General features: G+C 69.0%; 16 protein-coding genes. 4 read left to right on the top strand and 12 right to left on the bottom strand.

The annotated features are described in order from the left end of the window. Nucleotides 1-477: 477 nt before the first annotated feature. Nucleotides 478-1,377 carry a Gfo/Idh/MocA family protein gene (locus tag ACLJQ7_RS08700; protein WP_410647588.1) on the bottom strand — a complete coding sequence of 300 codons (900 nt, stop codon included), beginning with the start codon at nucleotides 1,375-1,377 and terminating at the stop codon, nucleotides 478-480. 122 nt (nucleotides 1,378-1,499) lie between these two features. On the opposite strand from ACLJQ7_RS08700, the gene ACLJQ7_RS08705 reads away from it, so the two are divergent. Both ACLJQ7_RS08705 and ACLJQ7_RS08710 read left to right on the top strand, forming a co-directional pair. Beyond that, the gene (locus ACLJQ7_RS08705; protein WP_410647589.1) at nucleotides 1,500-1,955 is read left to right on the top strand and encodes a helix-turn-helix domain-containing protein; all 456 of its coding nucleotides are present in this window, start codon (nucleotides 1,500-1,502) and stop codon (nucleotides 1,953-1,955) included. A gap of 12 nt (nucleotides 1,956-1,967) precedes the next feature. Next, on the top strand, nucleotides 1,968-2,480 hold the full coding sequence (locus tag ACLJQ7_RS08710) for a PIN domain-containing protein (protein ID WP_410647590.1): 513 nt from the start codon (nucleotides 1,968-1,970) through the stop codon (nucleotides 2,478-2,480). On the opposite strand, the gene ACLJQ7_RS08715 is transcribed toward ACLJQ7_RS08710, so the two are convergent. Both ACLJQ7_RS08715 and ACLJQ7_RS08720 read right to left on the bottom strand, forming a co-directional pair. After that, nucleotides 2,471-3,331 carry a 3-hydroxybutyryl-CoA dehydrogenase gene (locus ACLJQ7_RS08715; protein WP_410647591.1) on the bottom strand — a complete coding sequence of 287 codons (861 nt, stop codon included), beginning with the start codon at nucleotides 3,329-3,331 and terminating at the stop codon, nucleotides 2,471-2,473. The two genes, ACLJQ7_RS08710 and ACLJQ7_RS08715, sit on opposite strands and share 10 nt — an antisense overlap. Before the next feature lie 88 nt (nucleotides 3,332-3,419). Beyond that, complete coding sequence (locus ACLJQ7_RS08720) at nucleotides 3,420-3,605, bottom strand: DUF3073 domain-containing protein (protein ID WP_007032561.1); 186 nt, start codon at nucleotides 3,603-3,605, stop codon at nucleotides 3,420-3,422. Nucleotides 3,606-3,812: 207 nt separating this feature from the next. On the opposite strand from ACLJQ7_RS08720, the gene ACLJQ7_RS08725 reads away from it, so the two are divergent. Continuing rightward, entirely contained in the window at nucleotides 3,813-4,712 is a 900-nt protein-coding gene (locus ACLJQ7_RS08725; protein ID WP_410647592.1) for a hypothetical protein, read from the top strand. Here ACLJQ7_RS08725 and ACLJQ7_RS08730 read toward each other — a convergent pair. The 3 genes from ACLJQ7_RS08730 to ACLJQ7_RS08740 all read right to left on the bottom strand — a co-directional run bounded on the left by ACLJQ7_RS08730 (nucleotide 4,709) and on the right by ACLJQ7_RS08740 (nucleotide 7,778). Then, nucleotides 4,709-5,656 carry an asparaginase gene (locus ACLJQ7_RS08730; RefSeq protein WP_410647593.1) on the bottom strand — a complete coding sequence of 316 codons (948 nt, stop codon included), beginning with the start codon at nucleotides 5,654-5,656 and terminating at the stop codon, nucleotides 4,709-4,711. The genes ACLJQ7_RS08725 and ACLJQ7_RS08730 overlap by 4 nt on opposite strands. Further along, a complete protein-coding gene (locus tag ACLJQ7_RS08735; protein ID WP_007032564.1) occupies nucleotides 5,653-6,216 on the bottom strand; it encodes a hypothetical protein in 564 nt (187 codons plus the stop codon). Before ACLJQ7_RS08735 ends, ACLJQ7_RS08730 begins: the two co-directional genes overlap by 4 nt. 434 nt (nucleotides 6,217-6,650) lie before the next feature. Further along, nucleotides 6,651-7,778: a YgfZ/GcvT domain-containing protein gene (locus ACLJQ7_RS08740; RefSeq protein ID WP_410647594.1), complete on the bottom strand. Its 1,128-nt coding sequence runs from the start codon at nucleotides 7,776-7,778 to the stop codon at nucleotides 6,651-6,653. Nucleotides 7,779-7,808: 30 nt separating this feature from the next. Between ACLJQ7_RS08740 and ACLJQ7_RS08745 the strand changes: the two genes are divergently transcribed. Continuing rightward, nucleotides 7,809-8,663: an aminodeoxychorismate lyase gene (locus ACLJQ7_RS08745; RefSeq protein WP_410647595.1), complete on the top strand. Its 855-nt coding sequence runs from the start codon at nucleotides 7,809-7,811 to the stop codon at nucleotides 8,661-8,663. Nucleotides 8,664-8,727: 64 nt separating this feature from the next. On the opposite strand, the gene ACLJQ7_RS08750 is transcribed toward ACLJQ7_RS08745, so the two are convergent. The 6 genes from ACLJQ7_RS08750 to ACLJQ7_RS08775 form a co-directional block, all read right to left on the bottom strand. After that, nucleotides 8,728-9,141, bottom strand: a complete 414-nt coding sequence (locus ACLJQ7_RS08750; protein ID WP_410647596.1) for a hypothetical protein — start codon at nucleotides 9,139-9,141, stop codon at nucleotides 8,728-8,730. Then, nucleotides 9,129-10,001 carry a biotin-dependent carboxyltransferase family protein gene (locus ACLJQ7_RS08755; protein ID WP_410647597.1) on the bottom strand — a complete coding sequence of 291 codons (873 nt, stop codon included), beginning with the start codon at nucleotides 9,999-10,001 and terminating at the stop codon, nucleotides 9,129-9,131. Before ACLJQ7_RS08755 ends, ACLJQ7_RS08750 begins: the two co-directional genes overlap by 13 nt. Continuing rightward, entirely contained in the window at nucleotides 9,998-10,609 is a 612-nt protein-coding gene (pxpB, locus tag ACLJQ7_RS08760) for a 5-oxoprolinase subunit PxpB (protein WP_410647598.1), read from the bottom strand. Before pxpB ends, ACLJQ7_RS08755 begins: the two co-directional genes overlap by 4 nt. A 10-nt stretch (nucleotides 10,610-10,619) precedes the next feature. After that, entirely contained in the window at nucleotides 10,620-11,252 is a 633-nt protein-coding gene (locus ACLJQ7_RS08765; RefSeq protein WP_410647599.1) for an FABP family protein, read from the bottom strand. Nucleotides 11,253-11,479: 227 nt separating this feature from the next. Beyond that, a complete protein-coding gene (locus ACLJQ7_RS08770; protein WP_034312617.1) occupies nucleotides 11,480-11,788 on the bottom strand; it encodes a DUF1416 domain-containing protein in 309 nt (102 codons plus the stop codon). After that, nucleotides 11,788-12,624: a sulfurtransferase gene (locus tag ACLJQ7_RS08775; protein ID WP_410647600.1), complete on the bottom strand. Its 837-nt coding sequence runs from the start codon at nucleotides 12,622-12,624 to the stop codon at nucleotides 11,788-11,790. Before ACLJQ7_RS08775 ends, ACLJQ7_RS08770 begins: the two co-directional genes overlap by 1 nt. Nucleotides 12,625-12,635: the final 11 nt, after the last annotated feature.

Consider the following 12,635-nt stretch of genomic DNA (forward strand, 5'->3'; position numbering starts at 1 on the left):
TGCGCCGGCTAGCTCGTGCCGACGCCACCGAAGGCGTCAGGCATGAGGCATCCCTCTTTCTCCGTCGTAAGGGCTTTCGCGATCACCATCGCATGATGGTCAACCGGTTTACCTCCGCTGCGGCTGCGCGAGACCCGAAGCCGGACGGGGGCGTCGCACACCCGCCGGACCTGCTGTCCGGAGCCGGCACGTCTTCGCCGTCGATACGCCCGCGAGGAGCGGCCAGCCGAGCAACGCGTAGGGAACCGTGATGATCGTCAACGGGATCATCACGCCCAAGAGCACCTTCGCGCCGCAAGATCGACTCGGCATGGCGGAGCCAACGCACCAGAAGATGATCTTTTCCAGTGGCGGAAGAGGTTTTCCCATGCTGGTGACCGTCCACAAAGGAACCTGTGGACAACCCTGTGGATGACTGCGAAGTCTTCGAAAGAAGGCCTTATCGGGTAAGGAAAAGCCTTGTGGGTGACCTGTGTACTACTTGCCGTGTCCGGCGAGCTCCCGCGCGTGTTCGAGCAGCCTCTGCAGGTGCAGACCGCGACGCACGTCACACGGATGCGAGGTCGTCCCGCTCGCGGCCATCGCGGCGAAATCGTCCAGGAGCGCGGTGTACGACTCGCCCGCCGAGCCCGGCTTGCGGCCCAAAGTGCGGTAGCCGTGCTCGCCGTAAACGGCCACTTCGACCACCGTCGGCTGGATCGGCAGCCGCAGCGACAGGGTCGCCGTACTGGTCGCGCCACCCTCGTGGGCTAACAGCAGTTGCCACAGATCGTCATCGGTCCGGTTCGCGGCGAGCACCTCGGTGATCTCACCGAGAGCGGCGTCCAGCAGATCGAGGGCGTGCGGGCCGATGTCGGCGAGCGCGCCGGAGTCGTGCCGCCACGCCGAGGACTGGTACTGGCCACCGAGCAGCGCACCCGAAAGCCATCGCGCCCCGCCGCCGCGCCAGCCGCCGGCTTCCTTGATGCCGTCGAGCCATGCGCGCGTCATCGGCGAAAACCGCAGGATGAGGACCACGAGGGCCGCGACCCCGGCGGCCTCCACCGCGTCCGCGAGCCGGCGCGCGCCGTCGAGATCGGCGGCGATCGGCTTCTCCAGGATCAGATGCTTGCCCGCTTCGGCCGCCTTGACCGCCAGCTCCGCCTGGACGGCGGGCGGCACCGCGAACGCGACCGCGTCCACCTGGTCGAGCAACTCGTCGAAACTGTCGACGGCTTGGGCGCCGTGTGTCTCGGCAAGCTCCTTCGCGGCCTCAGGGCGCCTGGCCCAGACCGCGCGCAACGTCATTCCGGGGTGATCGGCGAGACCTGGCGCGTGCACCGTCTTCGCCCACGGCCCGGCACCGACCAGACCCGCGCGCAGCTGTCCTTGTCCCACGCCCCCGAGTCTAGGTGTGCCGCCACGCAAGCTGAACGCACCATCGAGTTGCGTTTATTGCGTTTATTGCGAATAATTCGTTGAGAGCCGATACTGGAACCACGCTGGACACGGGAGCAGTGATGACTGCGTTGACCATCGACCAGATCGTCCCGGGACGCCACGACATCGACGTGGCACTCGAGGCACTTCCGCACGTCGAGGCCTATCTGGCCAGGAGCCATACCCGGGATACCGTGCGCGTCGTCGTCGATGAGAACGAGGAGTCCGTTGTCGTTCCCCGGGGAGTCGTCGATCTGATGGCCAGGGTGCTGGCCTTGGTGGCGGCAGGCGAAAGTGTCTCCATCGTCCCGTCGCACGCCGAGCTGACCACGCAGCAGGCGGCCGACCTGCTCAACGTTTCCCGGCCGTTCCTCATCGGGCTGCTCGAAGCGGGGCGGATCGAATACCGGACGGTCGGCAAGCATCGCCGCGTGAAAGCCGGCTCCCTCCACGACTACCTGCGTGAAGACGACCGACGCCGCCGCGAGGCCGCGGACGAGCTTTCCGCCCTGGATCAGGAGATGGGGCTGACCTAGCTGCGTGATCTCTTGCTCCGGATCGCGCAGAGCGGGTTCGTGCAGGCGAAGTGGACGGACGAAATCCTCGACGAGGCCTTCCGGAACCTCCGGAAGAACCGGCCCGATCTCGACCAGCGCAAGCTCGACAGGACTCGAAACCTGATGAACGACGCTGTCCGGGACTGCCTGGTCACCGGCTACGAACCGCTCGTCACCACGCTCGAACTGCCGGACCTGGACGATCGGCACGTGCTCGCGGCGGCGATCAAGGCACAGGCGCGGGTCATCGTGACCGAAAACCTGCGGGATTTCCCCGAACGGCTGCTCGGCCGCTGGAACGTCGAGGCCCAGAGCGCCGACGACTTCGTCCTCGACCGGGTCGAGCTCAGTGAGAGTGTGGTCGTGGAAGCGGTGCGGCGCATAGCCGACGCGCGCCGCGCTCCGCCAACCAGCGTCGCCGAGGTTCTCGATGCTTTGGAGCGCTGCGGCCTACGCAAGTCGGTCGCAGCGCTCCGTCGCTGTGTCGAGTCCGGTCAGGAGTAGCTGTAGAAGCCGCGGCCGGTCTTCTTGCCGAGCAGGCCGGCGTCGACCATGCGCAGCAGCAGCGGCGGCGAGGAGTACAGGGGCTCCTTGAACTCGGCGTACATCGAGTCCGCGATCGCCTTGATGGTGTCCAGGCCGATCAGGTCCGACAGCCGCAGCGGGCCCATCGGGTGCGCGGTGCCCAGCTCCATGCCGCGGTCGATGTCCTCCGCGGACGCGAAACCCGACTCGATCATCCGGATCGCCGAAAGCAGATACGGCACGAGCAGCGAGTTCACGATGAACCCGGCGCGGTCCTGCGACCGGATCACCGTCTTGCTCAACGCCGTCGTCGCGTGCTCCTCGGCGCGGCGGGCGGTGTCGTCGCTGGTCAGCAGCGAGGGCACCAGCTCGACGAGCGGCAGTACCGGGACCGGGTTGAAGAAGTGGATGCCGACCACCTGCTGCGGACGGTCGGTGGCCATCCCGAGCTTCATGATCGGGATCGAGGAGGTGTTGGACGCGAACAGCGCGTCTTCGCGCTCGACGATCTTGTCCAGCGACCGGAACACCTCGACCTTGGCCTGCTCCTGTTCCAGGATGGCCTCGATGACGAGGTCGCGGTCGGCGAACTCGCCGATCTCGGTGGTGAAGCGGAGCCGTCCGAGCGCCGCGTCGGCGTCTTCCTGCGAGAGCTTCCCGTTCTTGACGCCGCGTTGCAGCGACTTCTCGATCCGCGCCCGCCCGGAGTCCAGCGCCGGCTGGTTGACCTCGGTGACGATCACGTCCAGCCCGGCCCGCGCGTGCACCTCGGCGATGCCCGAACCCATGAGCCCGGCCCCGACGACACCTACTCGCGCTACGTCAGACATGGCACCTCCTCGTATTTTGGGCAGCACGCGACACGCGAGGGCGGTTACCGGGGCAAGCCCGGATCCACCCTCGCGTGTCACGCGTTGCTCAGCGGCGGTATTCGTCGTACCCGTCGTACGGGTCGTCGTCATACCGCTTGTCGTCCTCGTGCCTGTCTTCCGAGGAACTACTGGACAGCTCGCGCTGCAAAGCATCGAAGTCGGTTTCGTGCGAGCTGTACTTGAGCTCGCGCGCCACCTTCGTCTGCTTGGCCTTAGCCCGGCCGCGCCCCATGGCTCGACCCCCTCGCACAGGGGCGGGGCGGCCGGGGGAATCGGCGGCCCCGCATCGTCTCGACAATTCTTTCCTGCTGACACCGTACCGTGTCCGGGGGGTTGGATGCGACGTGGCACGGTGTGCCGGTGACGACAGTGTTCACCGAACGCCGGTTACCGGCCGGTCGGTGGCGATAGTCGCAGGTCGGCGTGCCACGATGCTCGTGTGCCCCGTCCGTTCGCGGCTTATCTCCGCGTCTATGAGCCCCTGCTCGCGCTGGGGGATCCACCGGACGAACGCCTGCTCGAGGCCGTCGAAGCGGCCCGGCTCGATCGTTCGGCCGCGGGGACGCGCGAGCAGGCACTGTGGCTCAAGTCACAGCATGTGGGGCGGTTGCTGCCCGCCGAACTCGCGGACGGCCGGGCCGCGCCCAGTCTCATCACCGACGTCCTCGTCCTGGATCCGGAAGACGTGCCGGAGGGTGAGCACGGCGACGCCGGCCCAGGGCCGCTGATCTGTCCGATGGAGATCCGCGCGCGCTCGGCCGCGGCATTGGTGACCTTCCTCGGCGACGCGCATCCCGCGCTGAAGAACGCGGTGCTCGAGGCGGGCGGCGCTTCACTCGACACGATCCGCTCGCGGGCGAAGTCCGCCATCGGCGACCTGTCCGCCTCGGCTTCGCACACGCTGTCGACGACGTGGACCGTGCCGCTTCCGTGGTTCGTGCTGTTCGATCCCGGGATGCGCCGGGTCAAACTCGGCAAGGGCCGCGACGACCCCGAACGCGAGGTGTCGTGGCGGGTCTCCATCGCCGACGCGCGGCATCGCGCCCGCGAGGTCGGGGATCTGCTCGAAGCGACCTTCGGCGACTCGGGGCCGGGACGGGTGCTGCTCGAGACCCGCCGCTGGCTCGACAGCTTCCACCCCGGCTCCGCGGTCGAACTCGACTACGGCGGTCTCGTACAACTCTTCGCCGACTCGATCCTCCAGGCCGACACGACCGCCGAAGAGGTGCATGACATCCTCGACGCGCTCCGCACCGGCAATGTCGACGAGCTGGCCGAACTGTTCGCCGATTTGCGGGACTTCTGGGGCGACCTGGCCGCGCGGGAACGCGCGAACTAGTCGTAGATGCCTTCGGCGACCCTCAGTCCGCCGACCGGTTTCCCGCCGCCCAGTACCGCGTCGCGCGCGAGGGCGTCGGCTTCGTCGCCCGGGTCGATGCCGAGGTGGCGCAGCGTCGCGAGCAGCAGCGGGATACGGGCCCTGGCCGCGCCGTCGTCGATCTTCACCGCCAGCGCCGTGCCGTCCGGGAGGGCGAACGCGTGCACTCCCTCGGCGCCGCCCTTCGAAAGCAGGCCGTCGATGTTCCGCATCAGCACGGTGTCCTCGCGGCCGGTGCCCGCGACCTGCCACGGATGCGCGCGGACCGCGTCGGCGACCCGGCGCTCCGGCCCGCCCATGGCCGTGACCAGCCTGCCGAAGGAGCGGGCGAGACCGGTGAGGGAGAACGCGAACAGCGGCGCGCCGCAGCCGTCGACGCCGACCGTCTCGATCGTCTCGCTGGTGAGGTCGGCGACGGTGGCCTGGACGATTTTCTGCAGCGGATGGATCTCGGACTCGTAATCCTTGGTCGGCCAGCCGAGCTGTGCGCAGGTCATGAGCATCGCGGCGTGTTTGCCGGAGCAGTTCATGGCGGCGCGGCGTTTTCCGGCCGAGGCCACGGCCAGCATGCTGGGCTCGTGCAGCGGAAAGGCGGGCGGGCAGGCCAGCGCGTCCTCGGTCAGCCCCACGCGGGAGAGCATCGCCAAGGCGCCCTCGACGTGGCCGGGCTCGCCGTTGTGCGACCCGCAGCCCAGCGCGAGTTCTTCGTCGCTGATCGTGAGACCCGCGCGGAGCATCCCGACGGCTTGCAGGGGTTTGTTGGACGAACGCGGGTACACCGGCCGCTCGATGTCGCCCGTGGAGAACCGCACCGAGCCGTCCGGGGCGGTGACCACGAGCGCGCCGCGGTGCACGCTCTCCACGAAACCGGATCGGACGACCTCGACCAGGACCGGGTTCGTCACTCGGATCCGCCGCGTTCGGTGTCGAGCAGGTCGTCGACCGACGCCGTGCCCTTGCGGTAGCGGGTCGCGATCTCGGCGTTGATGGTGTCCATGACGCTCTGGACCTCGCGACGGTACGAGGAGACCGAGACCTCTTCGTCGGCGTACCGGTTGAGGGCGTTGACCAGCTTTTCGTCCGACAGTGTGCTGACGTCGGAAAGGTCCGTGTCGCCGATGAGCGCCTCGGCGAACCGGCGGTGCTCACCCGCGCGCGACGGCTCCAGCCGCTGATGCCTGCCCGAACCCGTCGCCGGGCCGATCGCGTTGTCCGCCAGGATCGCGGCCAGCCGCTCGACGACGCTGCTCTCGCCGCCCGAACTCCTGCGCTCCTGCTCGGCCCGCACGATGTCGATCCGCGCGTGCAACAGGCGCCGCAGATAGGACAGGTCGGTCTCCTCCTGCGCGGCCTCGTCACGGCGCTCGCGCAGCACGGAAAGGGTCAGCTCGCCGAGGTCGCTGAGATACCCAGGGCCGAGCACGCGGTCGATACGACGGCGACCACCGGGCCGGACTTCGATCACCCGCGTAGCTTATCGCGCTCCAGCGGAAATGTTCCGCAGGGAGCGATACCACAAAGATCTCCGCCCCTCGCGACATCCTCCACCGCACTGCCGCTCTTTCGGTTCCTTCCAGAGCCCGCCCCCCACCCGTCCCGGGGGCGGCCCCTGGTCCAGTCTACCTGGGGTGAGATGGGAAAAGGGCTGGTCGGCGGAGTTGTCCACAGGTGGGCAACGTTGTGGACAACTTGTGGATGGGCTATGGGGCGAGTACATGAAGGGGGCCTTCCTTGCGATAGGCGCGAGGAAGGGGTCCTTCATGTACTTGGAGCGTGAGTGAAGGGCGATTTCACGGGCAGCCTGAGGTCGCCAGATGACACCCGCAGGTAGTGAAGGCCTCCTTGAGGGACCCAGAGTCCCTCAAGGAGGCCTTCACGGACCAGCCGGCAACCCCGCGCCTACCCCCGCAGCCGCTGAGCCGCTTCCCGCCCAGGAGCCGGAGCCTCACCGGGCACCGAGTCCGGGTCGATGGCCGCCTGCACGACGCGATCCTCGGCGCCCACCAGCAGTTCCGCACCAGGCTGCGTCGAGCGTTTGACCAGCGCCAGCGCGATCGGTCCCAGTTCGTGGTGCTGCACCACGCTGCCGACGCGGCCGACCGTCCGCTCGCCCAGCACCACCGGATCGCCGGTTTCCGGCGTGATCTCCGGCGAGCCGTCCAAGTGCAGCAGCGCCATGTACCGCGGCGGCCGCCCGACGTTGTGGACCTTCGCGACGGTCTCCTGACCGCGGTAACAGCCCTTCGCCACGTGCGCGGCCGAGTCGACCCAGTTCACCTCGTGCGGGATCGTGCGCTCGTCGGTGTCGAGGCCCAGCCGCGGCCGCAGCGACTCGACCCGCAGCGCGTCGAACGTCCAGCTGCCCGCGGGGCGCGCGCCCGCGTCGGTCAGGCGCCGCCACCAGTCGGCGAGTTCGGCGCGGGGGACGGCGAGGTCGACGCTGTATCGCCCCGGCCAAGGCATCCGCCGCGCGAAACCGCCGGGGATCGCCACGACCGAGTACGGGTCCGAGCCGACGGAGACGCCCACGGCGTCCAGCACGCGATCCGCCTCGGGGCCGAGGACGGTCAGCAGCGCCAGCTCGTCCGAGACATCGCGAATGTCCACTTTGGACCAGAACTTCATCGCTTCGAGGTACTCGCGCAAAGTCTGCTTGCCACCGGACGGCAGCGCGCTGGTGACCTCCGCGCCCCTGTCGCTGTCCAGCCACACCGTGCCGTCCGCGTGCGCGACGACCATATGCGTGTCGACGCGGCCGTGGCTGTCCAGCACGAGCGCCTCGGTGCCGGTGCCTTCGGCGAGGCCGGTGACGTGCTGCGAGATCACCAAATGCAGCCAGGACAACCGTTCTTCCCCGGTCACTGCCAGGATTTCGCGGTGCGAACGGTCGATCACGACCGCGCCGCGCGCGGCCGTCCGTTGCTCGGCGAAGGGGTCACCCCAATGCCACGGGACACCCTCTTCCGGATGCCCGTCGGGTGCCGCGATCGGTCCGGGAAGGTCGAGCAGGGGGGAGCGGTAGGGCATGAAACCCATGCTAGTGAGTACCGTGTCCCCATGCGCGTGCTTGCCTTCCTCGACGGGACCCTGGCCGACCCCGAAGCCGCTCACCTGCGGGTGGACGATCTCGGACTGCTTCGCGGCGACGGCGTGTTCGAGACGATCCTCGTCGTCGACGGACAGCCCCGTGAGTTCCGCCCGCACCTCGAGCGGCTGGCCCGTTCCGCGGCCATGCTCGACCTGCCGGAGCCGGACCTCGCCGACTGGGAGCGCGCCGCGCAGGTCGTCATCGACAACTGGTCCGGCCCGGCCGAGATCGCGCTGAAACTGGTGTACACCAGGGGAATCGACGGAGATCCGGAGGCGAAGCCGTTCGGGTTCGCGCTCGGTGTGGAGATCGACGAGAAGGTCCAGCGGGCCCGCGTCGAAGGCGTCGCGGCGATCACCCTCGAACGCGGTATCGAGCCCGACCTCGCCGAGCGCGCGCCGTGGCTGTTGCTGGGCGCGAAGTCGATTTCGTACGGCGTCAACATGGCGGCGCTGCGTGAGGCGGGCCGCCGTGGCGCGAGCGATGTGATTTTCACCGCCGCCGACGGCACGGTCTTCGAAGGGCCGACATCGACGGTCGTCCTCGCGAAGGGCAAGACGCTTTACACGCCGCCGGCGACCATCGGCATCCTGCCGGGGACGACGCAGGCGGCGCTGTTCCGCGGCGCCGAGCGGGCGGGCTGGTCGGTCAAGGTCGAGCCGCTCAACGTCTCGGATCTCACCGAGGGTGAAGGGCTGTTCCTCGCGTCGTCGGTCCGCAAGCTGACCAGGGTGCACACGCTCGACGGCGTCGCGCTCACCGACTCCAGCGCGATCCACGCCGAGCTGGCCGCCGCGTACGAGAGCGAGTACGCGATCAGCTGAGCGTCGCGCGCAACTTCGCGATGGCCCGGAGGACCTCGTCCCGATGCTGGGCCGCCCAAGCCGGTCAGTTGAGGGCGCTGATGATCAGCAGGTGCGGCAGGATCGCTTCTTCGCGGTAGGCAGCGATCTTGTGGTGCCCGTCGAGGATCACCGCCGCGTCGGTGGTCTCCAGCACGACCGCGACCGGCCGGTGCCCGCTCTTGATCGCGGTCCGGTAGTAGCCGACGCGGGACACGTCGGCGGGCGGCCAGTCGGCGCTCGGGGTCAGGTAGCGGTCCTCGGCCAGTCGTTCGGGTCCGGCGACCTGGTATTCGCCGTCGGCGAAGAGGTCGAGAAGCGGGCGGAGCGTATCGCCGAGCGGGCGCCGCATCTGGCCGGTGGCCAGCGCGATCCGCAGCGACTGCGGAAGCTCTGGTTGGGTTGGGACCGAATTCGTGTCGATGACACCCGTGCCACCGTCGACCTTTACCTGTTCCACACCCTCGTGGACGAGTGAAAGCGGAGAAGGGTTCCGGGTCGGACCTGCGCGAGCGCCGGGAGTGACGCCTGTCTCACCACGGCCGCCACCGGATAACCACCGGTAGTTGGATGATCCGCCAAGAACACGACCGGCAACCCGTTCGGTGGCACCTGGACGGCGCCGGTCAGCAGGCCTTCGCTGGGCAGTTCCCGCTCCGCGTAGTCGGCCGCGCGAGTCAACGCCGGTCCGTCGAGCCGGAGCCCGACGCGGTTGGATTCCGCCGTCACCGTCCAGGTCTTCGCGAGCCCGGACGCCGGATTCTCGAACCACTGCGCCCGCGGGCCCGGGTCGATCAGCACGACCAGTTCCGCCGGAGCCACCGTGGGCGGCACGACGTCGGCGCCGCCGGAGACGGACGGCGTGCCGAGCGGGAGGACGTCACCCGCTTTCAGCGGTGCCGGCCCGATCTCCGACAGGACGTCCCGCGACCGGCTGCCGAGTTCCTCCTCGACCGTGATCCCGCCGGAAACCGCCAGGTAGCACCGTAATCCGGTGGCGGGAGCACCGATCGCCAAGACCTGTCCCGCCGTCAGCCACACCGGCGTGTGCGAGCCGACGGGGCGCCCGTCGAGTTCGACGGTGACGGCGGGGCCGGTCACCGCGATGGTGCAGGACGTCGTGGCGCGCAGCCGTAACCCGCCGAACAGGCACTCGACTCCCGCGGCGGCTTCGTCGTTGCCGACGAGCCGGTTGGCCAGCTTCAGCGCCGGGACGTCCAGCGCGCCGGACGGCGGCACACCGAGATGTGCGAAGCCGGGCCTGCCGAGGTCCTGTACCAGCGCGAGCGGGCCGGTCGCGACCACTTCCAAGGACCTCATCCGGCACTCCGGAACCGCACACGGTCGCCGGGCGCCAGCAACGCGGGCGGGTCGGCGCGCGGATCGAACAGGACGGTCCGGGCGTGACCGATCAGCCGCCAGCCGCCGGGCGAGACGCGGGGGTACACGCCGGTGAACTCGCCCGCGATGCCGACCGAGCCCGGCGGCACGCGAGTGCGCGGGGCGGACAGCCGCGGCTGCCGGAGCGGCTCGGGAAGCCCTGTCAGGTAACCGAATCCTGGCGCGAACCCGGTGAAAGCCACGGTGTAGACGGCGCCGGTGTGCAGCCGGACAACGTCCTCAATGGACACTCCGGCGTCCTGCGCGACGAGTTCGAGGTCTTCGCCGTCATAGGTGACGTCGAGCGTGATCTCGCGGGATTCGCCTTCCGGCGGATGTTCGAGGTCGGCGTCCGCGAGCAGTTCGCGGACGGCCGCGAGGGCGCCGGAGGCCGGGATTTCCACCACGAGCAGGCTTCGGGCGCCGGGAACGAGTTCGGTGATGCCTGGCGGGCGCGCGGACGTGACCGTCGCGTGCGCCGCCATCGACTCGGTGAGGGAAGCGCAGTCGAGCAGGGCGGCGTGCTCGCCGTAGGCACGCCACCGCATGGGTAGAGGGTCAGCCCACCACGCGACGCAGCAGCGCCGACGTGTGCGGCTGCAGTTCCTGGCCCATCATCGCGCGCTCCTCGACGTAGCCGAGCTCGCCGTTGACGATGCCGTACAGCCGCTGCGAAGCCGTGACGTCCTTGGCGGTCGAACTGCGGACGACCGCGTCGGTGCCGAGCTCCCAGGCCGGGACGGAGGCCTTGCCACGCGGCTTGCCGTAGAAGAGTTCCACGATGCCGGTGTTGTGGGTCAGCAGCAGCTCGATCGTGTCGTCGGCCTGCGGCCGCCAGAACCCGGACTCGCGCGCGGCGGGACGGATGACCTTGCCGTCCTCGTCGAGCAGCCAGGCTCGTGCCTCGTGGGTGAGGAACGGGCGGCCGTCGTGCGCGATGGTCAGCTGCATGCCGAACCGGTACGGGCCTTCGATGGTCGGGTAGTCGACCTCGCCCTCGCCGCGCCAGACGCCGACGAGCGGCAGAAGCGCCAGGCAGGCGTCGTTGAGGTTCGGGCCTTCGCGCAGGTTCGCCGTGTCGCCGGGGATGGGCAGGTCAGGGAAGGTGCCGTACGGAGGCAGGTTCCGGTCGCGCGTGTTTTCCGCGCGCTTCTCCGCGGCCTGGATGGCCTCGTCGCCACTAGCCGTCATCGGTCAGCGCTGGTCCGCGTAAAGCCGGTAGACGACGTACACGGCGAACCAGGTGATCGCGACGCCGGCGAGCACCAGCAGGGTCGTAAACAGGATCTCCACGCCACGCACTTTAGTCGCTACCTGCCCGGCCAGGCCTGCCGAGGTCGCGTGGCCGTGCCCACACGTGCGTGAAGGCCCCCTTCCCGCGGCTGAGCCGAGGGAAGGGGGCCTTCACGCGCGAAACGTCAGGCGACCGAGATGGCCAGCTGGTGCACGCCGGGTCCCTGCGCGGTGACGGAGGCCTCGCCGTTGCCGGAACGGTGCAGCGCGCGCACCGTCCAATCACCGGGGGCCGCGTAGAAGCGGAAATCGCCGTCGGCCGACGAGACGACCTCGCCGGTGAAGTCGCCGCCGCCGTCCAGCAACCGCACGAAGGCGCCGCCGACGGGGCCCTCCGAACCGGTCACCTTGCCGGCCAGCACGACCTGGCCGCGGGTGTCGTAATCGGCGGGCGTGGCCTCCTGGGCCGGTGCGCCGCAGCTGTCGTCTGCCATCACTTAGCTCCCAACTCGACCGGCACGCCGACGAGCGAGCCGTATTCCGTCCACGAACCGTCGTAGTTCTTCACCTGGTCGTAGCCGAGGAGCTCGTGCAGCGCGAACCACGCGATGGACGAACGCTCACCGATCCGGCAGTACGCGATCGTGGCCTTCGACTCGTCGAGGCCCTCGTCGGAGTACAGCTCCTTGATCTCTTCCTCGGTCTTGAAGGTGCCGTCCTCGTTGGCGACCTTCGCCCATGGGACGTTCAGCGCGCCCGGGATGTGGCCCGGGACCTGCGACTGCTCCTGCGGCAGGTGCGCCGGGGCGAGCAGCTTGCCGGAGAACTCGTCGGGCGAGCGCACATCGACGTAGTTGCTCTTGCCGATCTCGGCGACGACCTCGTCGCGGAACGCGCGGATCGAGAGGTCCTGCTCCTTGGCCTTGTACTCGGCAGGCTCGCGCTTGACCTCGTCCGAGTTGAGCTCGCGGCCGTCGAGCTCCCACTTCTTGCGGCCGCCGTCGAGCAGCTGCACCTTGTCGTGGCCGTAGAGCTTGAAGTACCAGTACGCGTACGCGGCGAACCAGTTGTTGTTGCCGCCGTAGAGGATCACGCGGTCGTCGTTCGAGATGCCCTTCTCGGACAGCAGCTTCTCGAAGCCCTCCTTGTTCACGAAGTCGCGGCGGACGCCGTCCTGCAGGTCCTTGCGCCAGTCGAACTTCACCGCACCGCGGATGTGTCCGTTGTCGTACGCGGTCGTGTCCTCGTCGACCTCGACGAACACGACACCCGGGGTGTCCAGGTTCTCCTCGGCCCACTGGGTGGTGACCAGGACGTCTTCACGGCTCATGGGAGCTGACT

It is taken from the genome of Amycolatopsis sp. cmx-4-54 (assembly GCF_046548895.1).
Lineage (GTDB): Bacteria > Actinomycetota > Actinomycetes > Mycobacteriales > Pseudonocardiaceae > Amycolatopsis.

Bases quoted from the DNA above. Each gene is read 5' to 3' on its own strand.
- ACLJQ7_RS08770 (WP_034312617.1), bottom strand. From the start codon at position 11,788: ATGGCAGACGACAGCTGCGGCGCACCGGCCCAGGAGGCCACGCCCGCC.
- ACLJQ7_RS08775 (WP_410647600.1), bottom strand. From the start codon at position 12,624: ATGAGCCGTGAAGACGTCCTGGTCACCACCCAGTGGGCCGAGGAGAAC.
- ACLJQ7_RS08740 (WP_410647594.1), bottom strand. From the start codon at position 7,778: ATGCCCTACCGCTCCCCCCTGCTCGACCTTCCCGGACCGATCGCGGCA.
- pxpB (WP_410647598.1), bottom strand. From the start codon at position 10,609: ATGCGGTGGCGTGCCTACGGCGAGCACGCCGCCCTGCTCGACTGCGCT.
- ACLJQ7_RS08715 (WP_410647591.1), bottom strand. From the start codon at position 3,331: ATGTCTGACGTAGCGCGAGTAGGTGTCGTCGGGGCCGGGCTCATGGGT.
- ACLJQ7_RS08720 (WP_007032561.1), bottom strand. From the start codon at position 3,605: ATGGGGCGCGGCCGGGCTAAGGCCAAGCAGACGAAGGTGGCGCGCGAG.
- ACLJQ7_RS08705 (WP_410647589.1), top strand. From the start codon at position 1,500: ATGACTGCGTTGACCATCGACCAGATCGTCCCGGGACGCCACGACATC.
- ACLJQ7_RS08755 (WP_410647597.1), bottom strand. From the start codon at position 10,001: ATGAGGTCCTTGGAAGTGGTCGCGACCGGCCCGCTCGCGCTGGTACAG.
- ACLJQ7_RS08745 (WP_410647595.1), top strand. From the start codon at position 7,809: ATGCGCGTGCTTGCCTTCCTCGACGGGACCCTGGCCGACCCCGAAGCC.
- ACLJQ7_RS08765 (WP_410647599.1), bottom strand. From the start codon at position 11,252: ATGACGGCTAGTGGCGACGAGGCCATCCAGGCCGCGGAGAAGCGCGCG.